This is a genomic window from Candidatus Bathyarchaeota archaeon, assembly GCA_026014725.1.
GTDB lineage: Archaea > Thermoproteota > Bathyarchaeia > Bathyarchaeales > Bathycorpusculaceae > Bathycorpusculum.
In genome coordinates this window covers 75,093-98,166 of the sequence record JAOZHV010000049.1, presented here as the reverse complement: position 1 = coordinate 98,166, position 23,074 = coordinate 75,093, and the positions used below count along the sequence as shown (strand labels likewise).

At 45.6% G+C, this 23,074-nt stretch carries 29 protein-coding genes; 16 read left to right on the top strand and 13 right to left on the bottom strand.

Annotation, left to right across the window (positions count from 1 at the left end; all coding sequences use genetic code 11):
- Nucleotides 1-19: 19 nt before the first annotated feature.
- Complete coding sequence (psmB, locus tag NWE95_10185) at nucleotides 20-721, top strand: archaeal proteasome endopeptidase complex subunit beta (protein MCW4004265.1); 702 nt, start codon at nucleotides 20-22, stop codon at nucleotides 719-721.
- A gap of 71 nt (nucleotides 722-792) precedes the next feature.
- The gene (locus NWE95_10180; protein ID MCW4004264.1) at nucleotides 793-1,422 is read left to right on the top strand and encodes a TIGR00296 family protein; all 630 of its coding nucleotides are present in this window, start codon (nucleotides 793-795) and stop codon (nucleotides 1,420-1,422) included.
- Here the strand turns inward: NWE95_10180 and NWE95_10175 are convergent.
- Nucleotides 1,419-2,558, bottom strand: coding sequence for a hypothetical protein (locus NWE95_10175; protein ID MCW4004263.1), 1,140 nt, complete (start codon nucleotides 2,556-2,558; stop codon nucleotides 1,419-1,421). The two genes, NWE95_10180 and NWE95_10175, sit on opposite strands and share 4 nt — an antisense overlap.
- Before the next feature lie 93 nt (nucleotides 2,559-2,651).
- Between NWE95_10175 and nadC the strand changes: the two genes are divergently transcribed.
- Entirely contained in the window at nucleotides 2,652-3,503 is an 852-nt protein-coding gene (nadC, locus tag NWE95_10170) for a carboxylating nicotinate-nucleotide diphosphorylase (protein MCW4004262.1), read from the top strand.
- A gap of 10 nt (nucleotides 3,504-3,513) precedes the next feature.
- Here nadC and NWE95_10165 read toward each other — a convergent pair whose 3' ends face one another.
- From NWE95_10165 to NWE95_10150, 4 genes are read right to left on the bottom strand one after another with little or no spacing between them, the layout of a single operon-like run.
- The gene (locus NWE95_10165; GenBank protein MCW4004261.1) at nucleotides 3,514-4,098 is read right to left on the bottom strand and encodes a stage II sporulation protein M; all 585 of its coding nucleotides are present in this window, start codon (nucleotides 4,096-4,098) and stop codon (nucleotides 3,514-3,516) included.
- A 12-nt stretch (nucleotides 4,099-4,110) separates the two neighbouring features.
- The gene (locus NWE95_10160; GenBank protein ID MCW4004260.1) at nucleotides 4,111-4,797 is read right to left on the bottom strand and encodes a DUF4152 family protein; all 687 of its coding nucleotides are present in this window, start codon (nucleotides 4,795-4,797) and stop codon (nucleotides 4,111-4,113) included.
- A 50-nt stretch (nucleotides 4,798-4,847) separates the two neighbouring features.
- A complete protein-coding gene (locus NWE95_10155) occupies nucleotides 4,848-5,480 on the bottom strand; it encodes an RlmE family RNA methyltransferase (GenBank protein ID MCW4004259.1) in 633 nt (210 codons plus the stop codon).
- Nucleotides 5,455-5,886, bottom strand: a complete 432-nt coding sequence (locus NWE95_10150; protein MCW4004258.1) for a transcriptional regulator — start codon at nucleotides 5,884-5,886, stop codon at nucleotides 5,455-5,457. The genes NWE95_10155 and NWE95_10150 overlap by 26 nt, the downstream gene beginning before the upstream one ends.
- 84 nt (nucleotides 5,887-5,970) lie before the next feature.
- On the opposite strand from NWE95_10150, the gene kae1 reads away from it, so the two are divergent.
- Genes kae1 through NWE95_10135 form a run of 3 tightly spaced genes read left to right on the top strand, consistent with a single transcriptional unit; the run spans nucleotide 5,971 to nucleotide 8,244 of the window.
- Nucleotides 5,971-6,999, top strand: coding sequence for a KEOPS complex N(6)-L-threonylcarbamoyladenine synthase Kae1 (gene kae1 / locus NWE95_10145; protein MCW4004257.1), 1,029 nt, complete (start codon nucleotides 5,971-5,973; stop codon nucleotides 6,997-6,999).
- On the top strand, nucleotides 6,987-7,655 hold the full coding sequence (locus NWE95_10140; protein MCW4004256.1) for a KEOPS complex kinase/ATPase Bud32: 669 nt from the start codon (nucleotides 6,987-6,989) through the stop codon (nucleotides 7,653-7,655). Before kae1 ends, NWE95_10140 begins: the two co-directional genes overlap by 13 nt.
- A complete protein-coding gene (locus NWE95_10135) occupies nucleotides 7,633-8,244 on the top strand; it encodes an XTP/dITP diphosphatase (protein ID MCW4004255.1) in 612 nt (203 codons plus the stop codon). The genes NWE95_10140 and NWE95_10135 overlap by 23 nt, the downstream gene beginning before the upstream one ends.
- 12 nt (nucleotides 8,245-8,256) lie before the next feature.
- Here NWE95_10135 and NWE95_10130 read toward each other — a convergent pair whose 3' ends face one another.
- Nucleotides 8,257-8,625 carry a hypothetical protein gene (locus tag NWE95_10130; GenBank protein MCW4004254.1) on the bottom strand — a complete coding sequence of 123 codons (369 nt, stop codon included), beginning with the start codon at nucleotides 8,623-8,625 and terminating at the stop codon, nucleotides 8,257-8,259.
- A 147-nt stretch (nucleotides 8,626-8,772) separates the two neighbouring features.
- Here NWE95_10130 and NWE95_10125 point away from each other — a divergent pair, with 147 nt between their 5' ends.
- The 4 genes from NWE95_10125 to NWE95_10110 all read left to right on the top strand — a co-directional run bounded on the left by NWE95_10125 (nucleotide 8,773) and on the right by NWE95_10110 (nucleotide 11,610).
- On the top strand, nucleotides 8,773-9,279 hold the full coding sequence (locus NWE95_10125; protein MCW4004253.1) for a hypothetical protein: 507 nt from the start codon (nucleotides 8,773-8,775) through the stop codon (nucleotides 9,277-9,279).
- 99 nt (nucleotides 9,280-9,378) lie between these two features.
- Nucleotides 9,379-9,819, top strand: coding sequence for a 30S ribosomal protein S15 (locus NWE95_10120; GenBank protein MCW4004252.1), 441 nt, complete (start codon nucleotides 9,379-9,381; stop codon nucleotides 9,817-9,819).
- Between the two features lie 101 nt (nucleotides 9,820-9,920).
- On the top strand, nucleotides 9,921-11,387 hold the full coding sequence (locus NWE95_10115; protein ID MCW4004251.1) for a DHH family phosphoesterase: 1,467 nt from the start codon (nucleotides 9,921-9,923) through the stop codon (nucleotides 11,385-11,387).
- Nucleotides 11,365-11,610: a KEOPS complex subunit Pcc1 gene (locus NWE95_10110; protein MCW4004250.1), complete on the top strand. Its 246-nt coding sequence runs from the start codon at nucleotides 11,365-11,367 to the stop codon at nucleotides 11,608-11,610. The genes NWE95_10115 and NWE95_10110 overlap by 23 nt, the downstream gene beginning before the upstream one ends.
- Before the next feature lie 85 nt (nucleotides 11,611-11,695).
- Here NWE95_10110 and NWE95_10105 read toward each other — a convergent pair whose 3' ends face one another.
- From NWE95_10105 to NWE95_10090, 4 genes are read right to left on the bottom strand one after another with little or no spacing between them, the layout of a single operon-like run.
- Nucleotides 11,696-12,328, bottom strand: a complete 633-nt coding sequence (locus NWE95_10105; protein ID MCW4004249.1) for an NTP transferase domain-containing protein — start codon at nucleotides 12,326-12,328, stop codon at nucleotides 11,696-11,698.
- Complete coding sequence (gene cobS, locus NWE95_10100; GenBank protein MCW4004248.1) at nucleotides 12,322-13,101, bottom strand: adenosylcobinamide-GDP ribazoletransferase; 780 nt, start codon at nucleotides 13,099-13,101, stop codon at nucleotides 12,322-12,324. The genes NWE95_10105 and cobS overlap by 7 nt, the downstream gene beginning before the upstream one ends.
- A 6-nt stretch (nucleotides 13,102-13,107) precedes the next feature.
- Nucleotides 13,108-14,196 carry a TIGR00303 family protein gene (locus NWE95_10095; GenBank protein ID MCW4004247.1) on the bottom strand — a complete coding sequence of 363 codons (1,089 nt, stop codon included), beginning with the start codon at nucleotides 14,194-14,196 and terminating at the stop codon, nucleotides 13,108-13,110.
- Nucleotides 14,197-14,209: 13 nt separating this feature from the next.
- Nucleotides 14,210-14,881, bottom strand: coding sequence for a diphthine--ammonia ligase (locus NWE95_10090; protein MCW4004246.1), 672 nt, complete (start codon nucleotides 14,879-14,881; stop codon nucleotides 14,210-14,212).
- Nucleotides 14,882-15,154: 273 nt separating this feature from the next.
- On the opposite strand from NWE95_10090, the gene NWE95_10085 reads away from it, so the two are divergent.
- The 4 genes from NWE95_10085 to NWE95_10070 all read left to right on the top strand — a co-directional run bounded on the left by NWE95_10085 (nucleotide 15,155) and on the right by NWE95_10070 (nucleotide 18,148).
- Nucleotides 15,155-15,634, top strand: a complete 480-nt coding sequence (locus tag NWE95_10085; protein ID MCW4004245.1) for an alpha-ribazole phosphatase CobZ — start codon at nucleotides 15,155-15,157, stop codon at nucleotides 15,632-15,634.
- 98 nt (nucleotides 15,635-15,732) lie between these two features.
- Nucleotides 15,733-16,890, top strand: a complete 1,158-nt coding sequence (locus NWE95_10080; protein ID MCW4004244.1) for a glycosyltransferase family 4 protein — start codon at nucleotides 15,733-15,735, stop codon at nucleotides 16,888-16,890.
- Between the two features lie 48 nt (nucleotides 16,891-16,938).
- A complete protein-coding gene (locus NWE95_10075; protein ID MCW4004243.1) occupies nucleotides 16,939-17,676 on the top strand; it encodes a glycosyltransferase family 2 protein in 738 nt (245 codons plus the stop codon).
- Complete coding sequence (locus NWE95_10070; GenBank protein MCW4004242.1) at nucleotides 17,618-18,148, top strand: DUF1616 domain-containing protein; 531 nt, start codon at nucleotides 17,618-17,620, stop codon at nucleotides 18,146-18,148. The genes NWE95_10075 and NWE95_10070 overlap by 59 nt, the downstream gene beginning before the upstream one ends.
- A 14-nt stretch (nucleotides 18,149-18,162) precedes the next feature.
- Here the strand turns inward: NWE95_10070 and NWE95_10065 are convergent, their stop codons facing one another.
- The 3 genes from NWE95_10065 to NWE95_10055 are packed head-to-tail and all read right to left on the bottom strand — an operon-like array spanning nucleotide 18,163 to nucleotide 21,499.
- Entirely contained in the window at nucleotides 18,163-19,683 is a 1,521-nt protein-coding gene (locus NWE95_10065) for a radical SAM protein (GenBank protein MCW4004241.1), read from the bottom strand.
- Nucleotides 19,680-20,567 (bottom strand): UbiA family prenyltransferase, encoded by an 888-nt coding sequence (locus tag NWE95_10060; GenBank protein MCW4004240.1) that lies wholly within the window; start codon nucleotides 20,565-20,567, stop codon nucleotides 19,680-19,682. The genes NWE95_10065 and NWE95_10060 overlap by 4 nt, the downstream gene beginning before the upstream one ends.
- Complete coding sequence (locus NWE95_10055; protein ID MCW4004239.1) at nucleotides 20,564-21,499, bottom strand: GDP-mannose 4,6-dehydratase; 936 nt, start codon at nucleotides 21,497-21,499, stop codon at nucleotides 20,564-20,566. The genes NWE95_10060 and NWE95_10055 overlap by 4 nt, the downstream gene beginning before the upstream one ends.
- 56 nt (nucleotides 21,500-21,555) lie before the next feature.
- Between NWE95_10055 and NWE95_10050 the strand changes: the two genes are divergently transcribed.
- On the top strand, nucleotides 21,556-22,377 hold the full coding sequence (locus tag NWE95_10050) for an adenosylcobinamide-GDP ribazoletransferase (GenBank protein MCW4004238.1): 822 nt from the start codon (nucleotides 21,556-21,558) through the stop codon (nucleotides 22,375-22,377).
- Nucleotides 22,374-22,997: an NTP transferase domain-containing protein gene (locus NWE95_10045; GenBank protein ID MCW4004237.1), complete on the top strand. Its 624-nt coding sequence runs from the start codon at nucleotides 22,374-22,376 to the stop codon at nucleotides 22,995-22,997. Before NWE95_10050 ends, NWE95_10045 begins: the two co-directional genes overlap by 4 nt.
- Nucleotides 22,998-23,074 lie beyond the last annotated feature (77 nt).

Sequence of the window (23,074 nt, the reverse complement as noted above, 5' to 3'; positions counted from 1 at the left end):
ACCGAAAAGGCGAAAAATTATGGAAGGATATGGTCCACAACTCCCTCAATTACCAAAAATTCCTCAAATTCCGCTCCTGCCACAGCAAGAACAGCAGCCACCGCAAGGTCAACAAGCCCAGCAGGGTTACGCTTGGGTTCCAGGCGCCAGCACCGTCGGCGTAGTCTTCAAAGACGGAGTCATCTTGGCTGCTGAAAAACGAGTAACTTATGGCTATTTTGTCATGAGTAAAGGCGGCAAAAAAGTTTTCAAAGTAACTGACAGCATCGGCGTAGCATGCGCAGGGCTCGTCGGAGACATGCAGATTCTCGCTCGCGAAATGGAGGCGCAAGCCAACCTCTACAGCATGGATGTGGGCAGAAAAATCAGTGTGAAGTCAGCAGCAAAACTCATGGCAAACGTACTGTTCAACCGCAGATACGCACCACTAATCACACAAACCATAGTAGGCGGCTTAGATGAGGATGGACCATCGCTGTATGTTCTGGACGTTTTAGGCTCACTTATTCCCGACAAGTATGCCGCGGTCGGCTCAGGAACAGAGATCGCAATAGGCGTCATCGAAGAAGGCTACAAGGAACACATGACCGCCAAAGAAGCAAAAGAACTTGTCACGCGGTCAATAAAGTCAGCCATAAGCAGAGACGCCATGAGCGGCGACGGCATAGACTTCCTCATCATAACTAAGGAAGGCGTAACAGAAGAATCCACAAAGCTTTAACCCGCTCTTCCCAATTACTTTTCTATCAAAACAAGCAATCGGCTAGACATCTGCCAGTAGAAGGTAGCATTATGAGCTTTGAACTAACCCCCCAAGAAGGAAAACTCCTAATCCAACTTGCCAGAAACGCCGTCAAAGAATACTTAGAAAACGACAAAACCATCAAACCCCCAAAAGGCACACCAAAAAAACTCTTCCAACACTGCGGCGTCTTCGTAACCATAAACAGCATCAACAAAAACAGCAAAGAACTTCGCGGCTGCATCGGCTACCCCTACCCAACCAACCCGCTTGCGGAGGCAGTTATTGATTCAGCCATAAACGCGGCAACACAGGACCCACGGTTCTACCCCTTGGCGCTAAGTGAACTGGACAAGGTTGTTTTTGAAGTCAGCGTCTTAACACCGCCAGAACTCGTCGAAGCAAACAATCCCAAAGAATACATGAGCAAAATCAAGGTCGGCGAAGACGGCTTAATCATTGAACGAGGCTACAACAAAGGATTGCTCTTGCCGCAGGTGCCTGTTGAGTGGGGCTGGTGTGAAGAAGAATTTTTGTGCCAGTGCTGCATGAAAGCAGGTCTACCGCCTGACAGCTGGCTGACTAAGGATGCGAAAGTCTACAAGTTTAGAGCCATAATTTTTGAGGAACAAGCACCCAACGGCGAAGTGAAACGCCTAAACCTTGCAGAACAGCATTAATCCAGCAGAGTTTCTACAATAGCTACTGTCCTGTCTAAGCCGTTGAATTTACCTGAAAACTCCGAGAGCGCCTCAACGTTTCTTGTGTAAATACCCAGTTCAGACTCCATCTTCTCTACGGCTTCTTGCAACTGATTCCTGCCTTTTGCAACTATTGCGCACTTCATCTTTTCCAGTTTAGCCGCGTTCCCTAACTGCTCTGGCTGAGTCGGGATACAGATGCTTGGCTTAGCATACTTTATGGTTTCGAAACATGTCGCATGGCCACCGCTGAAAATCACAAATTTAGCATTCATCATAGCTTGCCTGCGCTCCTCAGCCGAGAGCCAAGTGTAAAGTTCATGAATGCGGATTTTAGCTAAAGCCTTCTTGCCCGGTGTACCCAAACTTATGATGCATTTGCTTTTTTGCTTCTCAAGCACCGGTAGCAACGTTTTGAGCAGTTTAGAGCGGGTTCCAATTGGCCCGCTGATTGGTGCAAAAATGTGTTCTTGTGCACCTTTTACTGGTGTTGTGTCTATGAAGCTTCCAACGTATTCGGTTCGGTCAGCTAAGCCCATGTTGGCTATGTCGCCGATGCTGTATTCTGAAACCGTGTAGGGCGGCGGATTGTCGGGGATGACTATTTTTTTGCAGGTTTTGTAGTAGCGTTCGATGAAGCGTTCGCCTGGACTGAGGAATGATGAGAAGCCATAGCTTGGTCTAATCATGTTTTCAATGTAGACCGCTGGGATTTTCCATCGTCCTGCAAGGCGAAGCGCGTTTACGTCTCCGTCCGATATCAGGATGTCGGGTGCGATTTTGAGTATGTTTTTTCTAAGGTCGTAGTAGCGGTGGATGGTTTCCATAGCGTTAGAACTCTTTATTTCAAGCGTGTTTTTTTCCAAATTAAAAAGCGGCAGTGGAAACAGGAGGTTGATTAAAGAGGCAGAAGTAATTATGCCGTGTCCGTTTTCGTACCAAGAGATTGGCGTGCATTTGTAAACTTGCTTAAACTCTTTGCTCAAAAGTTCGTAGGCTTTGCCGCCTGAAAAAAAGAACAATTCGTGACCATGCTTCTCAAGCCGTTTCCCCAAAGGTATGATTCTTGAAACGTGTCCTAAACCGAGTTCGGAACAGCTGAGTAGCAGTCTCATAATGTAAACTGTAATGGCTGATTCATTTTTAACTATCGCTTTTAAACCTAAAAAAGCAAGAATTTTAAGCAGTAACCGCCACAAATACACAGTATGTTTATTCCCCGCAGGATTATAGAGGAGAAGCTCAAGCAAATCCTAGCTGAAGACATTGGACAAGGCGACAGCACAGCAGCGCTTGTTCCTAAGAATTTAACCGTAAAAGCAGACGTGATAGCTAAAGAGGAAGGCATAGCCGCTGGTATAGAAGAAGCAACGATTTTAGCCGAATACGTAGGGCTCAAAGTGAAAGCCAAAGTTGCTGATGGCGACAAAATCAAAAATAAGCAAGCTCTAATGGAACTTTCAGGAGACGCCCAAACAATTCTCTCAGTTGAAAGAACACTGCTTAACCTTTTGTCACGTATGAGTGGCATCGCAACCAAAACCCGGCAGCTTGCAGAAAAACTGCAGAAAGCAAACGCTAAAGCTAAAATTGCAGCCACACGCAAATCAGCGCCTGGGCTACTTTATTTTGACAAAAAAGCAGTAGTGGTTGGAGGCGGAGACCCGCACAGGCTCCATCTCGACGACATGATTCTCATAAAAGATAACCATTTAGCAATCATCGGCAACGCTGAAGAAGCAGTAAAAAAAGCTAAAGCTGAAGCATCGTTCACCAAAAAAATCGAAGTTGAAGTAACAACAGTTGAGGATGCCCTCAAAGCCGCAAAAGCGGGGGCAGACATTGTTATGCTGGACAATTTCTCTCCAGCAAAGGCAAAGAGTGCAGTGGAAATGTTGAGAAAAGCTGGGTTTGGCAACGTGTTGCTTGAGGTCAGCGGCGGAATCACAAGCGAGAACCTGTTAGATTATGCCAAAGCACAGATTGATGTCATAAGTATGGGCGAGTTAACTCACAGTGTTAAAGCCTTAGACATAAGCTTGGAAATACTAAAAAATTAAAAAATGGTTGTTAAAGCCCAAGCGATAAAGTGTACGTTTCCACGATAGCTCCCACTATCAGCAGCAACGCAACAATTCCAATGAAGATGGCAAGGTACTTGAGTTCACCCTTCCATCGATTCTGTAATAGTCGGCGGAACAGCCATATGCTTTCTGTCATGCCGATTGAGTAGGAAACGTACTCAAGCAGGAATACTACTCCTATCAGCGCTAAAGCTAGAATCGCTGTCGATGCTTCTATCTGTGTAGTTGCCCCTGAAAGCCCACTAGCGGCTTGTGCGTCAAATATAGCCCTAAACGCCATGCCTGTGCTAAATAGTATAAACAGGCCTATTGCTAATCCAATGAGAGGAATGAACATGAGCAGGCACAGTGAAAAGTTGTTTATGAAAATAGCCGGGATTAATGTGCCTTGAGCAGTATTTTCAGTTACTGTTCGGTTTAGTTGGTCAACTATTAATTGCGCTTCTTGCGGGCTAAGAGGAACTAACATGCCCACCAAAGTTGCTATTATGGATAGGATTAACACAAAGATTACAGAGTAGATTCTTTTGCGTCTAAGCGAAGCTTCCTTCCAGAACTGCGGATAGTTCATTCAAAGTCAACCTTAAGTTTGTTTTGGCACTATTTTTACAGCGCGGAAACCGCGCGCATTAGGGTTTAACGTTTCTGACAATTTAACCTTTCTTAAAACTTGTTGTGCATCAATGCTGAATCCCCTAAGGTCATGCTCAGCCGCAATCAAAGAATGCATGTAAACACGGTCATCGAGAACTCTTGGCTGGCACATGCGCGGTAAACCAAGCAAAACCTCCGCGCCATCATCAACCGCCTTTTTGCAGGCAAACAAAACCGCCTCCGCACCAGCAGTTAACTCAGCAACCCTCACAGGAACGCTCTCTTTACCAATAGCTAGCATGTCAATGCCGTGGAGCCGTTTTATTTCACCAGCAACCTTTCGTAGCCTTGGAAGAATTTTAAGGATATTTTGCCTTCCCGTTCTTGAGGCACGCAGATACGAAAGCTCCACAGGCGATAAATCTTCAATCGAAACACCGCCCAACGACATATCTAAGTGTACCACGTCAGCTTTCACGTTGCCAAGCAAGCTAAGACATAACTCCGCCTCATGCACAATCGCTTCGAACCCCGTATCAACTTCCTTAAAAATTGGGTCGGCCAATCGGCATGAGGGTTCCCTGTATGGCGGTTCAACCAGCACAGAAACCGAAGCCACAAGATAAACTGGCTTAAACTGACTGTCTAGTATTGCAGCGCCTGAATCAGCAGAGATAATTCTCAGTTCCTTTTCGCCTCACAAACAGTGAACTGCGGAGCGGAACATTAGCTTTCTGTTTCGTCGGCGCTAGGCGATTTCAAGCCCATTGCTAAAAGGTACATTTCAGAACTTTTCGCTCGACTTGCTTGAGGCTTCACAATCTTAACAACCTCAAAATTAGCCTTTACTGATTGGATGAAGTCATTTAGCAAGTCGCCCTCGAAAACTTTGACAAAAAAGTTGCCGCCTGGCCGCATTATGCGTTGGGCGATTTCCATGGCTTTGGTTGCTAGGTCAATTTGTCTTGCGTGGTCAACTTCCCAGACGCCTGTGATGTTTGGTGCCGCGTCAGAAATTACCACGTCAGCTTTGCGGGGCAGAAAAGATAGGATTTGCTCTGCAACGTCAGGCTCGGTTAAGTCAGCAACAATGGTGCGAATGTATTCTTGGGTGAAAGGGTCAATGGGTTTCAAGTCTACGCCTAAAACAAAGCCATATTTGCCTGTCATTTTTCGGGCTGCTTGAATCCAGCCGCCTGGAGCAGCGCCTAAATCAACAACTATGTCGCGTAGTCTGATGAAGCCGTATTTCTGGTTAGCTTGAACCAGTTTGTATGTAGCCCGAGAGCGATAGTTTTCTTCTTTAGCTTTCCGGTAGTAGTACTCGCGTTTTCTATCTTTGATCCAAGCTTTCGGCATCCGAATCATCCTCTGGCATGCTGGGTTCGCTTGGACCTTGCGGGCTATCTGGCGCCTCCTTGCCTAAGTTAAGTATCCAATCGGTTAATCTTTGACAACTCTTCGGAGAAATCGCAGTAGTAGGGTCACATCGCGGGTTGTCAGGGCACAGCAAGCAGGGGCAATCCACAATGGTTTCAATGGAGGCTGGCAACCTCTTTGGGTAGAGCCTATATGTCCATCTTCCTTCTTGGAGCTCTTTTTCTCGTCTAATTAACCCCTTCTCTTCGAGTTTAATCGAGACGCGGGAGCCTTCACGGCTACTTGCGCCAAGTTCCCGCCATAAATCTGATTGAAGCACACCCTGAAACCCCGTGTTAACGATGTAGTGGAGTGCTTTCTGTTCAAGGTCATTACGCTTTGGCATATCTAGGTCAATTCCAAATAATACAGTAATATAAGCGTTGGATTCACATAAAAATATGTATCCCCCGAATAACTGTGGAACAGCATGAAGAACATTAGGAAACGCGAATCGGGCTCTTACTGCTTGGGAATCGAATCATCAGCCGACGACTTCGGAGTAGGCATAGCCACCTTTGGCGGCGAAATCTTAGCTAATCAGTCAGACGGCTACATACCAACCGAAGGCGGCATACACCCAAGAGAAGCCGCACGACACCACGCCGAAGTAGCAGACAAAGTTTTAAACCAAGCCCTAAAAACCGCTGGCATAAAACCAAAAGAACTTTCAGTTATCGCTTTTTCGCAAGGTCCAGGCTTAGGACCATGTTTACGCACAGGAGCCACTGTTGCCCGAGCCTTGGCTTCGTACCTTGAGATTCCGCTTGTGGGAGTTAACCATTCCGTAGCTCACATTGAAATCGGAAAACTAAAAACAGGCGCGACAGACCCAGTGACGCTATATGTTTCAGGAGGCAACACTATGGTCACTGCTTTCGAGTCGGGACGTTACCGCGTGTTCGGCGAAACGCTTGACATTGCGCTTGGCAACTGTCTTGACGTTTTTGCGCGTGAGGCGGGGCTTAGGCACAGGCGGGGTTTGCCTCTTGGTGCTGCCGTGGAAAAACTGGCGGCGAAGGGCAGAAGGTTGGTAAACATGCCTTACGTTGTGAAGGGTATGGACCTGTCGCTTAGCGGTCTGTTGACAGCGGCAACTGCTTTGCTACAGAGGGGCAATTGCAAACTGGAGGATTTGTGTTATAGTCTCCAAGAGCACGCTTTCTCCATGGTTACCGAGGTTACGGAGCGTGCGCTGGCACACACCGAAAAGAAAGAAGTCTTGCTAACTGGCGGAGTCGCGGCGAACAAGCGGTTGCAATCAATGCTTGCAGTCATCGCGGAAGAGCATGATGCGCGTTTCAGCGTGGTTCCGCTCGAGTTTGCAACCGATAACGGTGCCATGATTGCTTGGACTGGTACGTTGGCGTTTAAGCATGGGTTAGTGTTGCCAATCGATGAGAGTTACGTGAAGTTGCGGTGGCGGGTTGACAAGGTGGATGTGCCATGGATACAATAGACAAAATAAACCAAACAAAACTTCTAAAGAAAGGTGCAGAAGCCAGCCTCTATGTCGTCGATTGGCATGGCAGAAAAGCTGTCATCAAAGTGCGCATACCTAAACGGTACCGTCCAGACGAGCTTGATAAGCAGATTCGTGGTTACCGCACAATACATGAGCCACAGTTGATGCATGAAGCCAAAACCGCAGGAGTGGCCACGCCCCTCATCTACATGGTGAATGTGCCTGAGAGCACGATTGTTATGGAGTTTATTGAGGGCGAGCAAGTTAAGCAACTTTTGAATAAGGCAGCTAAAGCCCAGCGCCATGACGTTTGCGTTAAAATCGGCGAATCCATCGCGCGACTGCATCAGCATGGCTTGATTCATGGCGACCTTACCACGTCAAACATGATTTTGAGCTGCAACGGCAGAGTGTTCTTTGTTGACTTCGGCTTAGGAGAAAAAAACACCGAGATAGAAGCGCGTGGTGTAGATTTGCATTTGATGAAGCGTGCCCTGCAGAGTACACATTACAAGTTCTGGGAAGAATGCCTTCAAAGCGTTCTGTGCGGTTACACGTCGGTTTTAGGTGTTGAAATGGCGGAAAAGGTTTATGAGAAAATCAGGGAAATAGAGAGGCGGGGGCGCTATGTCGAAGAACGCAAACAATGACTTCAGCCTCAAGGGCAGAGTTGTTTTTTTCGCCACAGGCAACATCAACAAGTTCAATGAAGCATGCAGTATCCTGAGCCAGCACGGTATTGCTGTAGGCATGCTAAGGTTAAAGGGCGATGAAATCCAAAGTGAAAACCTAAAGGACATAGCCAAAGCAAGCGCAAAAAACGCTTACCAGCGGAGCCGCTTGCCGATTTTTGTAGAAGACGCTGGCTTATTCATTGATGCATTGAGCGGTTTTCCAGGTCCTTACGCTGCTTACGCTTACAAGACAATCCACAATAGCGGAATACTAAAGTTGATGGAAGGCGCAACGGATAGGCGAGCGGTTTTTCAGTCGGTCATAGCGTACTGTGATGAAGAGACTTCTTGTGAACCTGAATGTTTTTGTGGCGAGTCCAAGGGCGAGATAACCACAGTTGAGCGCAGAAAGCAGGGGAAGTCAGGGTTCGGTTTTGACCCCATCTTTCAACCAGAGGGAAGCAAGAAAACTTTTGCAGAGATGACCATCGAAGAGAAGAATGGCTACTCGCACAGGGCAAATGCAATTAGAAAATTCGCTGAATGGTATAAACGGAAGCAGTAATTGACGGATTGTTTATTGGCTACTAATGTCGATTGCCCCGATTTTCTTTTTGAACTCTTCAATTAAACGCTCTATTCTCTGAGCGGCTTGCTTTTGCTCATCATAGAAGCACTCGGGGCTTTCGCCTTTTCTGAGCATTTCTCTTGTGTAGGGCCACTTGATTGACAATTCAGTGCCGCCTTCGACTTTCTGGAACATGAATTCGATTTCTAATGCTTTGCCTACCCAGCTTGGGCTGTACTGCATAAGCAAGTATCGTGGCGGCACAAACTTTTTTACAGTTACATCTTTTAAGCCTACTTCGTTTAGTGCTCTCTCGATTAGTTTTGAAGCGTGTTCAACATCCATTTGCAGGAGGTATTTCTCTTCTAGAGCTTTCAATCGCATCTTAATCCCGTCGGATGAGAGCAATTTTTTAAATAAATGTTTCTAAGCGAATGTAAGAAAAATGACTGCCAAAGCTGAGGCGATACAAATTGTTAAATTCTAACCCTCACATAAGAGATTATGCAGGTGGATTGAACAGTTATGAGTCAAACACCCAGAAACAGACATATCTACGAAGGCTTAATCACTGCCCTAGCAGTAGGCGGATTCTTCATAATATTAGGCTTTGTAATCGTATCAACACCTAACATAATCGATGGTACATTTGATTTCTTTTCAGACATAACCTTTCAACACTTTCCACTTGGAGGCTCAAGCACCCTATCTTTGCCTGCGCCAGCCCATCCAGCCCAACACATCACTGTATTCACGGCTGTGATGAATTTTTTCTTAGCCATCGGCATACTACAAATTGTCATCTTAGCGCTCAGGTTAACGTTTCGGTCACCACTTGGGCGCATTTCTGAAACTGTGGGCAACTTGGTGTTCTGGCTTGGCGGAGCCCTTGTGGCGAACATTTTCCTGCTGACTGGCACACTTAACGGTTGGTTCCAATTCTGGTCAGCACTAATAATACTTGTAGGAGCATCCTTGATAGCCAGATTCTTCATCTACTTAGCAGCTAGAGCGACACGACGGTCTCGGTAGAACGGTTAAATGGCCCTTAAATTTCCAGCTTTTGGCTTTCGATAGGATTACTTTTAAATATTTGTGCAGTGTGGTTTAGGTGCACATTGTGGTGTAACGATGCCAAAGCAGGAAAAAGGAAAATCACATTCAATTCGACCAGTCAGCAGGCGCCCTCCAAGCTGGTGCAAGTACCAGCCTGAAGAAGTAGAAGCCTTCATCATAAAACTCGCCAAGGAAGGTCACAACACAAGTAGCATAGGCACTATCCTAAGAGACCAATACGCCATACCGCTCGTGAAGCCAATTACGGGAAAGAGCATAAGTGACACGCTTGAAGCCGCAGGATTAGCTCCAACCATGCCAGAAGACCTTGGCAACTTGGTTAAGAAGGCGCAGAGGCTTGCGGTTCATATGGACAAGAACAAGAAAGACCTCCACAACAAACGCAACATGCAAATTATCGAAGCCAGAATCCACAAACTTTCACGCTACTACAAACGGGAAGGCGTCTTGTCTAAGAACTGGAAGTACGAAGCAAAAATCGCCTCCGTAACCTAAACGGTTTTCTTTCCCCAAACTTTAGGGTTTTATTCTTTATTGTGGATGCGCCAGCTTTAAATCCAATCGTAGCCTTTAAGCCAAAGAAGTGAAACAGCAACATGGCTGAGCAGCAAGCAAACATCAAGCAATTCTTAGCCTCAGCAGAGGAAGCCGCCAACGCTATTCGAGAGACGGCAAAGAAAGACGGCTTCATTCATGTTTTTTCGCATTTAGACGCTGATGGAATTGCTGCTGCAGGAGTCATGGGAAAAGCGCTTTTTCGGCTTGATGCGCGGTTCCGCATCAGGGTGATGCAGTGGGTTGACGAGAAAATCATCAGCGAAGTTCTCGCTGACAAGCCGCAACTGGTGATTCTAACAGACTTTGGAAGTGGCTACCTTGACCTGCTCAACGAGAAAATCCCAAACTTCAAAATAATAATCCTTGACCACCACCAGATAACAGGCACTGCCTCGAACGGTAATTTTGTTCAGGTTAACCCGCACTTATTCGGCATTGACGGCGCAAGCGACGTCAGCGGTTCAGGCGTGGCTTATTTTGTTGCTAAAGCCGTAGATTCAGCGAACGTGGATTTGGCGCCAATCGCTTTGGTGGGTGCTCTGGGCGACATGCAGGACAGGTATGAGCAGAGAAAACTGTGTTGTTTAAACGAGATAATCGTTAATGATGCTGTCGCCGCTGGCTTGCTTAAAGTGGAGAAGGATTTGACTTTTTTCGGCAGGGAAACACGACCCATTCACAGAATGCTTGCTACCACGACCAACCCGTTCATTCCAGGTTTGAGCGGCGAAGAAGACAAAGCCTTAGTGTTCCTGTCAAATTTGAACATTCCAATCAAGCGGGGCGATAAGTGGCGGGCACTGGTAGACTTAAACGATGAAGAGCGAAAGCGGTTATGCTCTGCTTTAGCTGATCACCTTTTGTCTAAGGGTCTGCATCTGGAAGTTGAGAACTTAATCGGTTACATTTACGTTTTAACCAAAGAAGAACCAAACACTCCACTACGCGATGGAAGAGAGTTTGCGGTACTGCTGAACTCGACGGGACGAATGGACCGCCCGAGCCTCGGCATAGCCATCTGCATGGGCGACCGCCAAGCCGCCTTGGAAGAAGCAAACAAAATCCTCGAAGACTACCGCAAAAACATAAACAAGTACCTCGGTTGGGTGATGGAAAAACCTGAACGCATGCGAGAATTCAACAACATCTACGTTATATATGGCGAGGATTTTATTAACGAAAAAATCATCGGCACAGTATCATCCATAATCGTCTCAAGCCTAGCAAACAGCGAGAAGCCGCTTATAGCCTTCGCAAACGTGAAAGAAGAGCAAGCCGCCAAATTCTCAGCTAGAACAACCGAAACCGCAGTCAGCAAAGGCGTCAACCTTGGCAAAGTTATGCTTTTGGCTTCTGAAGCACACGGCGGCAAAGGCGGCGGGCACAACATCGCGGCAGGAGCACAAGTGCCCCTAGACAAGATTGAGGATTTCGTTAAGTCAGTAGATGATTTGGTTGGTAAACAGTTGCGAGGCGAAAAGCTTGGAAGCGACAATAACGCTTGAATACAAAGACGAGAAGACTGCTCAAGCTGTTGCACGAGCGGTTTCACCTGATAATTTCAAAACCCCAATCGGTCTACAAGTTAAAACCATCAGAGAAAACAGTAAAGTGGTCACGCAAATAGAGTGTGATGGAAAACTCGCAACTTTCACCGCGACCATCGACGACTTGCTCTGCAGTGCATCCATAGCTGAAAAAACGCTTAAAACAATAAAGAAAAAGTAAAGCAGCATTCTTCAAACCCAAGTGATTTTGAACATATTTGTATCCTAATAGTGGTTCTATGTTGAAACCTATAGGGGGTAGGTAGCTAACGGTTCCCAGAGCATGTTTTAGTTTGCTCTTTTAGTAAGCGTTCTGCAAGTTGAAGTTCCTGCACTGTGTTTATGTTGACGGCAAGTTCTTCGCGGTCAAAGAGGAAGATGTCTTGGTCGAGCCATTCATCGCCATAACGTTTGCTTCCATCGATTACGTTAATGCCTACGGGAACTACATCGCGGTTTTCCATTTTGAAAGAGTACTCGATGCACATTCCAAGCTTTGTTTTTGTTTCAAGCGGTGCCGCAACTGTTAAGGCTGGCTTACCGCATCGCTCATAACGCTCAACTATAGTATCTATCATTTCGGCTCGCACCAACGGCAAGTCAGCCGCGATGGCTAAAAAAACGCCTAGTTTGAGGTCTTGAACGGCATACCCCATGTCAGAAACGTAGTCTTTGCCTGGTGTTTCTATGACTTTTATGTCTAATTGTTTGATGAACTGTGTTGTTTTCGGCGTCGAAGCTGAAGTTGCAACTATAATATCATCGATTTTTTTAGCGTTCTTTAACGCCGCAAGCACGTATTCGATGACGGGTTTGCCGCAGACTTTTATGAGCGGTTTTTCCTCGGCGAGTTTCATGCGTGTGCCTTTGCCGCCAGCCATAACAAGCGCAATTACCATGCAGCCACCGCCAACAATGCAATCACACTAACCATTCGGGCTATCTCGTTGGTAGCACCAAACACGTCGCCTGTTACGCCTTTAAAGTGCTTGTGTGCGATGGAAACCATAACTAGACCCGTAATAACTCCAGCGATTACCGCAAAAACACCTCTCCAACTCAACAATGGCAAAGCTACAACAAAAGACAACGCTAAAGCCGCAAGCAAACGCCAATTGCCACCACGACCATGCATGGCTTCCAGAAACGAGGAGTTCATTCCTTGATGAACCGATTTTCCAGCCCAAGCAGCCACAACCATAGAAAGCTTTGCCGACAACTCAACTACAATCAACGCTGGAACAATAATGGGAATAACAAAACGCCCGATAAACACGTTTCCACCGAGAGCCACGAAAGCAAAAGCCGTAATCAAATAAGTCATCAAACACAAACCAATCGCTCCTGCACCTGTTAACTGGTCATGCATAACTTCAACCTTATGCTCGGCTGAACCATGCACCATGACACCGTCACCGAAGTCCAACAATCCATCAGTGTGGTGCAAACCAGTCATCCATAGCAGTAGAGCTAAAACTAAACCGCCAACGACAATGCCTGGCAAGAAGTATAACATCACCCAGCCGAATAAGCCAGCTAACGCACCGATGAAGGCGCCGATGAGTGGAAAAGCCCACATGTTTTTAGCACAATCAGTGAGCAAATCCTTATCCATCGCCACTGGAAAAACGGTTAGGAAAGATAGGAGATTTTTTAGTTCTTTAACGACCAAGCCTTGTCACTTTATACCCATCAACAAGGCATAATTACGCTCAATCTCCTTAAGAAGAATTTCCCTGTTTACTGCACCGCCAGTCTTTGCCATAGCTGCTATCGATGCCCCGCCAGCGCCCACGCCTTCCTTTACAAGCCCAGTTTCATAAATTTGGAGCCCCGGGAACTTTGAGGACCCAAAGTTCAAATCGGCGGCTAAGATGGGCACTTGACAGAACTGTTTAACAATACCGCATATGTCCGATGATTTGTCTTTTGCAACCCACCTTGTCGTTCCCACAGCCACGTTACAGAGTGCATCAGGCTCCAGAGCATTAATCACAGCTAAAACAGCAGTCATCTGGGTTCCACCAGCCATCAAAACAGGCACCTGCCTCGCACCGCCGATGACCAATCCAGCCATCGCGGGCATCATCGGGTCGCCAAGACAAGAAATCGCCTTCACTGGGTTGCCTTTTAGACTTCCGAATTTTTCGCCCGCAGCTCTAAAGCCAGCCGCAACAACCTCAGCCTTCAAGCCATGCGGGTTTTCTGGAAGTGTGCTGCTGACTTTACCCTCGGCTTCAACGCCCAAAGCCGACAGAACACCAAGCGCAGTTGTGGTTCCGCCGGGAATGCTCTCTCCAATAACTAAGTAATCCGACGCTTTAGCAAGCTGTTCGCCTAAAATTTTTGCTCGCTCAATAACTTCCTCAACATTGTCAACAGCATCGCCGCTTCGAATGTCTCGTCCTGAGTTGCCGCCTAAGTCAACGTAAGGAATCTGCGGTTTAACCTTCACACCACCATTCACAATTAACACTGGAATGTCGGCTAAGTGCAAAGCAGAAGTTGTTATAAGGGCTGGTGTCGGAATGCCATCAGGAGTAATTGGGACACCTTGAATGGATTTGCATTTGCCCAACAGCAAAAGTTCAGCATCCGCTGGCGGGGTGAAATCAGTGAAATCTGGGTTCGCACCAGCCGCCGATAACCCTGGGATTTTCCCTGTTTCAGTGGTGGCGATTGTAGCGATGAATAAGGGGTTTTTGCCTTCGATTTCTTCCATGAAGGCTTTTGCTTTTAACTCATTATTAGCGATTAGAACATCCATACGGCGTCCTTCCTCATTTTGGTGTTACTTTGTATTTTTTGATTTCTAGATATCCGTAGCCGCCGTCTAACTTGTGCTTTTCTGTTTCTGTAAGCTCAATTTTTTCCTTGAACGTAGGACCGTCCGTAATCACGGTGTGGTACTCGCCGCCTTCACCGCATGGATCAACATTATCAAGTTTGGAGATGTCGTCATAGAATTTAGAGTCTAGCACTCTTCCAAGCCAGTCCACGCCGAGCAAGCTCAGTTTGGTGCGGACGACCGTGGCTTTAAATCCAGTTTTGAGGTAGTCTTGAAAGATTTGTTTTGTGTCGCCCATCCACAGCGGCTTTACAGGTGTTAAACCTACTTCTCTGCAGATTCTGCCAAGCCAACCTTCTTCATGTCCAGCTACTTCGTAAATGTCGCCTGTGACTAAGCCTTCTGCGCCTCTATCTTTGCACTGCTTCAGTACGGCTTTGAAATCTTGCTCGTAAGTTTCGGGAGTTGTGGTTTTTTTAATCAACGGAATCCCAAGAGCTTTTGCTTGCGCGTCAAGAATACCGACGGGTATCATGTGGAAGTTTGATTTGGACTCGCTCATCATCATCGTTAAAAGGTTCATGACTTTGTGTCCTTGCTGGACAGCTAAATAATAAGCAAAGCAACTGTCTTTTCCGCCGCTCCATGATGCTACAACTTTCATTTTTTTCCTCCTCTATTTTGCCTTCACCATAAACCATTCGTTGTGTATCTCAAAAACATGCAACCATAAAAACAGGCTTTTACTAATCAAAATTTCAATTAATTTTCTTTTCAGTAAAAGTTTGAACGAAATAAGGTTTCTGTTCTTGATGTTCGGCAAATTATCACTACTAAGTGTGGTTGGTTTATCCAACGTTTTCATATAAGGCTTACGGTAATCAGGTCACGCAACACTTAAAACAAACTTCACCAGTAAACCGTGAGGTAAAACAAAATGACTAACACTGTTCCGCCATTGCTGGAGTACCTCGAAAAGAAAGATATTTCGTTAAAGAGCCTGATTCATTGCGCGCTTGAAATGTTTGTGCCTCACCCAGGCATAGAAAGCGAGGCAAAAGCCGCTGAGTTGCTTAGGGAAGAGTTTCTTGATGCTCTAAATGATGTTAACGTTTCCACTCTCATAGTTGCCGCCTTCCGTGCGCAGGAAGATGCGGAGAAGGGTTTGATTCCAGGGTTAACCAAGGAGAGGTTTTTGGGAAGGCCAGGACTAGTTGCTGATGAACTCATCGGCATCGCAATTGCGAACTACATTGGTGGAGCAAGAGGCACGTTTGAGTTTGTCCGCTTCGACCAAGCAAAACCTGGGGTTCTGAAGCTGTTGCCGCCGCTTACCAATGATGCGATTGGCGGTTTGGTGGCTGGTGTGTCCTCAAACGTGTACACTTATGCTTTGAAGGCTGCAGAAAAAGCGTAGAACCGCCTTTTGCTTATTTTTTCATTAGGTTTATCGTTTGCCGTGGTTTACCATAAGTTATAATAGTTTGTGATTGAGCATTTACCCGCTGGGCTCCCATGGTGCAAACAAGGCTATGCATAGTTACACACACCTTCCTGCCGCATGTCGGTGGAATCGAGAAAGTTGTTTATGAGCAGAGTAAGCGTTTGCGCCAAAAAAGTTTTGAGCCCATGGTCGTCACGAACCGCATCGACACCCCCAAGAGTTATGTTGTTGAGGGCATACCTGTTGAGTGTTATGAATCGTTGAACACTGGCTTTCGCCTTGGAATTCCTTATTCGATTCCGACAGTGACGAGCCTTCAAACATTTATGAAAGCGGTCAAATCAAGCAAGATAGTTCACGCGCATGGGCACCCATACTTGACTTCACTTCTTGCGGCTAAGCTGGCTAAATGGTACTCAAAGCCTTTCGTGCTCACGCAGCACAACACTTTCATTGAGTACGACAATTTTTTTAACGAAATTGAAAGGTTAAACGACCTTGCCGTTGGAAAGCAGACGCTCAGGGATGCGGACAAAATTATTGCGGTAAGCAACGCCACCAAAGATTACGTGTTGAGTCTAGGTGCCAAGCCAAACAAAGTCACTGTGCTCCATAATGGGGTTGATTTGGTAAAATTTAGACTGATAGAGGGCAAGCAACGGGAAATGCGCAAAAAACTCGGCATCGCACAGGATGCTGTTGTGGTTTTGACGGTTAGGCGACTTGTTTACAAGAATGGCATTGACACGCTAATTGACAGCGCAAACATTGCGGTTAAGAAGAATCCGCGGATTGTGTTTGTTGCTGTGGGTAAAGGTCCAGATTCTAACAGTGTCAAGTTAAAGATTGAGCAGTTGGGAATTGAGAAGAACTTTAGGCTTGCAGGTTTTGTCAAGGATGAGGATTTGCCATCTTATTATAACGTTGCAGATGTTTTTGTGTTGCCGTCAAAGTCTGGGGAAGGGTTACCTTTGGTGGCGCTCGAAGCGATGGCTTGCGGGTTGCCTGTGATAGCAACCAACGTTGGCGGAATAAAAGAAATCATGGTAAAGGATTACGGGAAGCTGGTGCCTCCTAATGAGCCAGAGTTGCTTGCCGAGGCAATTTTGGATTTTGCCAAGGACGACTTTTCTTCGCGTAGAGGCGAGCTTCGAGCGGTGGCAGAGGAGAGATTTGGTTGGGATGCTAACGTTGAGCGGCTTTCGGAGATATACGAAGAGCTTATTTAACATCGTTGCGGAAGATATATAGCCCTTTGGAAAATTGGATGTTAGCAAATGACATCAAAAGTTGAAATGGTCTCGGTGGTCATTCCGACACTTAACGAAGCAGGAAACATTCAAGAAGCAATTGAAACGATACACAAAGACTTAGCGTACCCCAAAGAAATCATTGTGGTAGATGGAAATTCCACAGACGGCACCATAGAAAAGGTCAAAGAAACTAAACTCTGCAGGCTAATAATTGAACCCAGACGTGGCTATGGTTTAGCTCTCATGACAGGCATGAAAAACGCCAAAGGCAACATCATAATCATGGTTGACGGCGATGGCACTTACGAGTTTAGACACATGAACCGCATGATAGAGAAAATGATTGAGAAAGACGCCGACATGGTTTTAGCCACACGCATGTATGACCCCAACAAAGCCATGGGCTTGATGAATTTTATCGGCAACAAGGTCATCACTTTCGTCTACGACTTTGTCTTTAGCCAGTTCTTAAGTGACACGCAGTCAGGTTTTAGGGCTATATCGCGCGAAGCAATCAATAGCGTCCACTTGAAAGAGGGAGACATGGCTTTCGCAACAGAGATGCTCATACAGTTCGCTAGGGAAGGCTACATTATGGTTGAAATCCCCACAACGTACAAGGCGCGAAAGTATGGCAAGCCGAAACTGAGAAGATTTAAGTCAGGGATTGAAATATTTAGCACAATATTCAGAGGATTTCTGGATGCGGATACGTTTAGAAAGTGCCAAGAGAATTGGAAGAAGAATCGGTTTAAACGATGACAATGGCTACTTGGTCGCCATTCTTTTAGCATTAATAATTGTATCCTCTATAATCGCAGGGTACTATCTTGTGCTTAGACCGCAACCAGAAGCATACAATACGATTTACTTGCTTGACGCAAACAATAAAGCGGTTGATTATCCTGAAGTTTTAGTGGTAAACCAAAGCAGCACTTTTAGTGTAAAGGTCATTGTTGAAAACCATATGGGCGGAGCTGAAAACCAGACTTATCAGGTTCAAGTCAAAGTTACCGAATACATCTCTACATTTCCGATTGATAGCCAACCCATCGAAATTTACGATTTTACCCTAAAAGATGGCGATAACTGGAGCCACTCTGCAACCATGACTCAAAAGGAAGTGGGCAGTTACTCAGTGATTTTTGAGCTTTGGCGGCTGGGGGACTCAGGAAGCTACGAATTTACACATAACTACTGCGTTTTAAACATCGAAGTAACAACTAACCAATAGTTTAGTGGGAAAAGTCACGATTTTATTTTGGGCTTCTTAATGGTTGCTTTTACGACAAGTTTAGGTTTGTTTATTTGGTTTTGTCTTTCAGCGTATGCTTTTTCTATGGCTACACGGTGCACGTTGTTGTAGGCGCAGAACGGAATTATCTTCTTATCAGGCGTAATATAGTGGACTACGCATCGGCGTACACGGTTAACGTCAAAGTTGTATGAGTCCATGAATGCCATGCACCCGAGCAGAAAGATTCTTCGGCGGATTTTGCCCAGTGACTTATAAGATGGCGAAAGATGCATCCGTATGATTGAATTCATCAGGGTATGCATGCCGACTTCCTTGGTAACTAAGACCATGTTCATCGATATCATCGAAGCCATGAAAAGTGATGAAAGCAAAGACATTTTACCTCTACTTTCAGCCGTCTCAGCAGTTTGGCGAATGGTATTGAAGAACCTTTCAAAGTTTACAAAACGGTTAATGGGAAACATTTTGCCGCTTTTTGAAACATAAACCCAGTTAACAATACCACACTGGGGGCTGCAAGAGAAAAGCGGCCAAGGTTTCTGCATAAATTTCCGCATTATCTTAATCGGAGAAGTCATAACCGACATGGGAAACAAATCAGTCGTTTTTATTTCGCCGTAGGTTTGTTTTTCCACGTCTTCAGCAAAAGACCATTCCCTAAAATTCTCGCGGAAAGGGTTCTCAGTTGCTCTGCCAGTGAAAGCGATGGGCTGAAAAATTAAGCCTCTGATTATGTCAGTGTTTTTAGCGGCGAAACGTATCATGTCGCCGACTTCTTTATCGTTTAAACTTTTCATCAAAGTGTTTACGAGTATAATTTCAATGTCGTATTTGCGGCATACATCGATAGCTTTGAGTTTTATGTCTAAGAGTTCTTGTCCCCTGACTTTCTTGTTAAAATCTTCATGAAAACTGTCAAATGACAAGTAAACAATGTTTAAGCCATTATCTTTCAACTTTTGTGCCAGCCCTGGCGTGTCAACTAAATGTGTTCCATTCGTTGCCAAGATAGTCATGAAGCGCAGTTTATGGGCAACGCCGATGATTTCAGGCATGTCTTCGCGTTCAAGGGGTTCGCCACCAGAAAACAGGATGGCTGGCGGTTTGGGGTTGGCTTTGCTTACGAACTCAAGCATCTCGATTAGTGCTTCTTTGGTGGGTTCATAATCTACTTCCTGCTCTGGAAACGTAGAGAAGCAAATTGCACATCTCATGTTACATCTTTTAGTAACATCAATCACGCCGATTACCGTGCCTGAAGCGTGAATTTTACAATTTTCACAGTTGTAGGGGCACCCTTCAGGGTTTTTAGGCGCGTTCAGGTCGCCCAGATACTGGTACTGGTCATATTTTAGCATGTGATCAAAAATGGGTTTGCTTTGCCAGTGAGTGGCTTTGAATTCGCCGTGCTCTGGGCATACTTTTGTAATTAAGATTTTGTCCGTAACTTCAGTTAATTGCGCATCGATTTTTTTCTGGCACTCAGGACATATACTCTTGGTTTTTGTCACAGTAGTCCTCCAATCAACGGTACCAGTGCCTCAATTATCAATGCTAAGGGAAGCAGCATCATCGACATGGTTACGATACGCTCGTACTTTCGTACATTTTGCAGTGAGGAACCTGAAGTTATCAAACGTATGGAAGAATAAATGAGGAGTGCACTCCAGAGGAGAATAAGCGGCAAGTAGTAAACTGTAAAGTGATTTTGGAACAAAGGCAAGGCAGGCAGAGGCGCAAGCAAGCCTGTCAGCAAGAAAAACACTGCTCCAACTTTGGTGGCGTTGTAGTTGCCGATTTTTTGCGGAAGCGTGGGGTAACCAACTTTGGAATCTCCTTCTACACTAAGTACGTCACGAAGGACGTTGCCGCCGATGGTTCCGAAAGCAATCGGATAAAGACTCAATGAAATCAAAGTTAGTGTGCCAGAGATTGAGGCTTGACCGTATAAGAATGCTGTACCAGTTAAAATTCCAACCAAGATATTCGCGATGAAACCAGATTTGCGTTTAACCATGTAAGAGTAAACTAAAAGCAAACTTGAATCAGCCGCAATAATGGCGAAGCTTAACCAGTTGATGAAAAAAGCCATTACCAAACCTAACGCAAAAAGCACGCCTGAAACAGCCACCACCTGCTTTAGCGAGAGTGAACCTGCAGGAATGGGGCGTTTCGGCTTGATTACTGCGTCGCTTTCTCGGTCAAAGTAATCGTTTATGGCAAATCCTGCGGATGTGATAAATGCCATGGAGAAGAAAATGAGCAGGATGTTTAGTGGTTCAATCATGCTTTTGGTGATGGCAAACGCCGTTAGAAGCGAGAGCCCGCCTGTCATGAGCCAGTAGGGAAGCCGCAGAAGAGCGAGTAATCCTCGAATTGGTGAAGAAGGGTTCATATCGAGATTTTCCTGTCAGCGATGACTTCTTTTATGCTGTCTTCTAAGGTTACTCTGGGGTTCCAGTTGAGTTCTTTCTTTGCTTTTTCGTTGTTGAACCATATGGTGTGGATGTCGCCTTGCCAAGATACACCTGTAGTAGTCACAACAGTTCTGTCTTGCAGGTTAAGGATTTGAAGTATCATTTTGGCTAGGTCGATGATTTTTGTGGTTTTCCCAAGACCCACGTTGTAGGTTTTGCCGTTAGCTGATTCAAGCGAGCCAACAGTAACTAAGAGGTCAACAACATCAGAAACATGAACGAAATCGCGTGATTGCTGACCAGTGCCGATTATCTCCAGCTTATTTGGGTTTTTCGCAAGTTTATCAAGAAAATCGTGGATGACTCCATGGCATCTTAACCCGTAAACGTTGGCAAAGCGTGTGATTACAATATCTAAGCCATATTGTTCATGGTACATTTGGCAGTATTCTTCCCCGACTACCTTGGATAAGCCGTAGCAGGAGAACGGGTGAAAACCGTAATCTTCGCTGGTTGGCAATTGTGTTGGGTTGCCGTAAATGGCGGCGCTTGAGGCAAAAACTAGTTTTGCATCGTCTTTACGTGCCTTTTCAAGAACGCATAGCGTGCCTTTCGCGTTGGTTTCGAAGTCTTCCAGCGGATTCTCCATGGAATAGGGCACGACGACTTGTGCCGCTAAGTGATAGATCAAATCGGTTTTTTCTAGTCCGTAGAGTTTTTTGGTGTCTAAGATGTCGCCTTTTACGAATTTTGCTTTTGGCACATCTTGGACGTTTTCTATTTTCCCGCTTGACAAGTTATCGTAAATCGTCAAGTTGTCGGTTAATTGTGAGAGTTTTTTGCACAAGTGGAAACCTATAAAGCCTGCTCCACCAGTGACTAGAATTTTTTCCCCCTTAAGTTGCGCCATCGAGTTCACGACAAAGCCTATATTCTTTATTGGTAAGTTTTAGGTATATGTCGCCTGTGAAAACTATAAAAACTTTTAGGGATTTGCTATCTTTCCTAACCATCATACCGGTAGGAGGAAAGGAAGATTTTGTTTTCACTACAGCTGAACATGTGTATCTGTTCCCGTTGATTGGCGGGTTCATTGGCTTGTTGGCTGCATTGTATTTTGTAGCTACAAGCTACATCGTGGGGTTTCTGCTTGGTTTAGCGAATTCTTTGGTCTCGTTGCCTTTTGGTTTTTTGGCAACCTTGATTCCTGCCGCGATGACCGTGGCTTTTCTTTTAGTTATAACTGGACTCCAGCACTTCGACGGCTTAATCGATTTGGGCAACGCTTTTGGTTTGCGTAATGTTCATGACCGCAAAATGGTGGCTCACGCTTGGACTGTTACGTCTGCTGGTGCTGTTTTGGCAATTGTTGTGGAGTTTTTGGCTTGTGTTGGGTTGTTTTTGGTTAATCCAGCGTTTGCCTTTGGAGCGATTATTTTGGCAGAGGTTTCTGCAAAGTTGGCGATGGTTACAATAGTTTGGGTTGGCAAGCCTTCGCATAAGGGGTTAGGCTCGATTTTTCTGTCTAAAGCCAAAAAGAAGCTAAACATTGTTGCTTATGTGATTGCTGTTTTGATTGTTTTTCCGCTTTTCTATTTCTTGGATAATGCCTTGTTAGGTTTAGCCGCCGTTGCTATAGTGCTGGTTAGCATTCCAGTGGCTTTTTTGATGGAGAGGGTTTCGCGGAGCGTTTTTGGCGGAGTTTCAGGTGACACTATTGGGGCAACTAACGAGGTTGCGAGGGCTGTGGTGCTGGTTGTGCTTGCGGTGGTGTTGATGCTGCTTTGAAGGTTCCTGCTTTGATTATGGCTGGCGGCAAAGGCACCCGCATGGGATTGCAAACTGAGAAGCCACTGTTGCCGTTTTTGGGTAAGCCGCTTATTGATTGGGTTTGCGAGGCAGTGGAGGGAGCAAAGAAAGTTTCAGAGTTCTATGTAATTACTAGCACCAACACCCCTGAGACTGAAAAGCATTGTCAACAAAGAGGCTGGCGGGTTCTGCGTACTGATGCGAAGGGTTATCATAACGATTTAAAGCAAGCTGTTCTGAAAGCTAATTTGATGGGGCCAGTGCTGACTATGCCTTCTGATGTGCCTGCGATAACTGGACAGTTCTTGGACAATGTTGTTGATGCGTTTGAGGTTTGCGGGAAGGATTTTTTGGCAGTGTTTGTTCCTATAGAAAAAAGGGCAGAGTTGGGATTATCTGTTTCTTCCACTGACGAGTACAAGGGCGTGTGGTATGCAGTTTCAGGCGTCAACATCGTTAACGGTGCTAAAATTCAAGGCGAAGGCAAGATTGAAACAAGCGCCATAATCACCGAAGACACAGAGGTTGTTTTAAACGTGAACACAACCAAGGACTTTGAAATCGCCCAAAAGATAATGGCTAAAACAAGAAGAGAATAGTTTTTTAATTTTTCAATAGCCCCCATAATAAATACTATAAGTTTTTCCAAGCTTCAGGTTGTGCTGTGCACACTTGA

What these genes read in the sequence shown, in the direction of transcription:
- psmB (MCW4004265.1), top strand. Translation starts at nt 20, where the DNA reads ATGGAAGGATATGGTCCACAACTCCCTCAATTACCAAAAATTCCTCAA.
- NWE95_10085 (MCW4004245.1), top strand. Translation starts at nt 15,155, where the DNA reads ATGACTAACACTGTTCCGCCATTGCTGGAGTACCTCGAAAAGAAAGAT.
- NWE95_10180 (MCW4004264.1), top strand. Translation starts at nt 793, where the DNA reads ATGAGCTTTGAACTAACCCCCCAAGAAGGAAAACTCCTAATCCAACTT.
- nadC (MCW4004262.1), top strand. Translation starts at nt 2,652, where the DNA reads ATGTTTATTCCCCGCAGGATTATAGAGGAGAAGCTCAAGCAAATCCTA.
- NWE95_10070 (MCW4004242.1), top strand. Translation starts at nt 17,618, where the DNA reads ATGCGGATACGTTTAGAAAGTGCCAAGAGAATTGGAAGAAGAATCGGT.
- NWE95_10150 (MCW4004258.1), bottom strand. Translation starts at nt 5,886, where the DNA reads ATGCCAAAGCGTAATGACCTTGAACAGAAAGCACTCCACTACATCGTT.
- NWE95_10115 (MCW4004251.1), top strand. Translation starts at nt 9,921, where the DNA reads ATGGCTGAGCAGCAAGCAAACATCAAGCAATTCTTAGCCTCAGCAGAG.
- NWE95_10095 (MCW4004247.1), bottom strand. Translation starts at nt 14,196, where the DNA reads ATGGATGTTCTAATCGCTAATAATGAGTTAAAAGCAAAAGCCTTCATG.
- NWE95_10105 (MCW4004249.1), bottom strand. Translation starts at nt 12,328, where the DNA reads ATGGTAATTGCGCTTGTTATGGCTGGCGGCAAAGGCACACGCATGAAA.
- NWE95_10060 (MCW4004240.1), bottom strand. Translation starts at nt 20,567, where the DNA reads ATGAACCCTTCTTCACCAATTCGAGGATTACTCGCTCTTCTGCGGCTT.
- NWE95_10075 (MCW4004243.1), top strand. Translation starts at nt 16,939, where the DNA reads ATGACATCAAAAGTTGAAATGGTCTCGGTGGTCATTCCGACACTTAAC.
- kae1 (MCW4004257.1), top strand. Translation starts at nt 5,971, where the DNA reads ATGAAGAACATTAGGAAACGCGAATCGGGCTCTTACTGCTTGGGAATC.
- NWE95_10140 (MCW4004256.1), top strand. Translation starts at nt 6,987, where the DNA reads ATGGATACAATAGACAAAATAAACCAAACAAAACTTCTAAAGAAAGGT.
- NWE95_10080 (MCW4004244.1), top strand. Translation starts at nt 15,733, where the DNA reads ATGGTGCAAACAAGGCTATGCATAGTTACACACACCTTCCTGCCGCAT.
- NWE95_10055 (MCW4004239.1), bottom strand. Translation starts at nt 21,499, where the DNA reads ATGGCGCAACTTAAGGGGGAAAAAATTCTAGTCACTGGTGGAGCAGGC.
- NWE95_10125 (MCW4004253.1), top strand. Translation starts at nt 8,773, where the DNA reads ATGAGTCAAACACCCAGAAACAGACATATCTACGAAGGCTTAATCACT.
- NWE95_10175 (MCW4004263.1), bottom strand. Translation starts at nt 2,558, where the DNA reads ATGAGACTGCTACTCAGCTGTTCCGAACTCGGTTTAGGACACGTTTCA.
- NWE95_10120 (MCW4004252.1), top strand. Translation starts at nt 9,379, where the DNA reads ATGCCAAAGCAGGAAAAAGGAAAATCACATTCAATTCGACCAGTCAGC.
- NWE95_10090 (MCW4004246.1), bottom strand. Translation starts at nt 14,881, where the DNA reads ATGAAAGTTGTAGCATCATGGAGCGGCGGAAAAGACAGTTGCTTTGCT.
- NWE95_10165 (MCW4004261.1), bottom strand. Translation starts at nt 4,098, where the DNA reads ATGAACTATCCGCAGTTCTGGAAGGAAGCTTCGCTTAGACGCAAAAGA.
- NWE95_10155 (MCW4004259.1), bottom strand. Translation starts at nt 5,480, where the DNA reads ATGCCGAAAGCTTGGATCAAAGATAGAAAACGCGAGTACTACTACCGG.
- NWE95_10135 (MCW4004255.1), top strand. Translation starts at nt 7,633, where the DNA reads ATGTCGAAGAACGCAAACAATGACTTCAGCCTCAAGGGCAGAGTTGTT.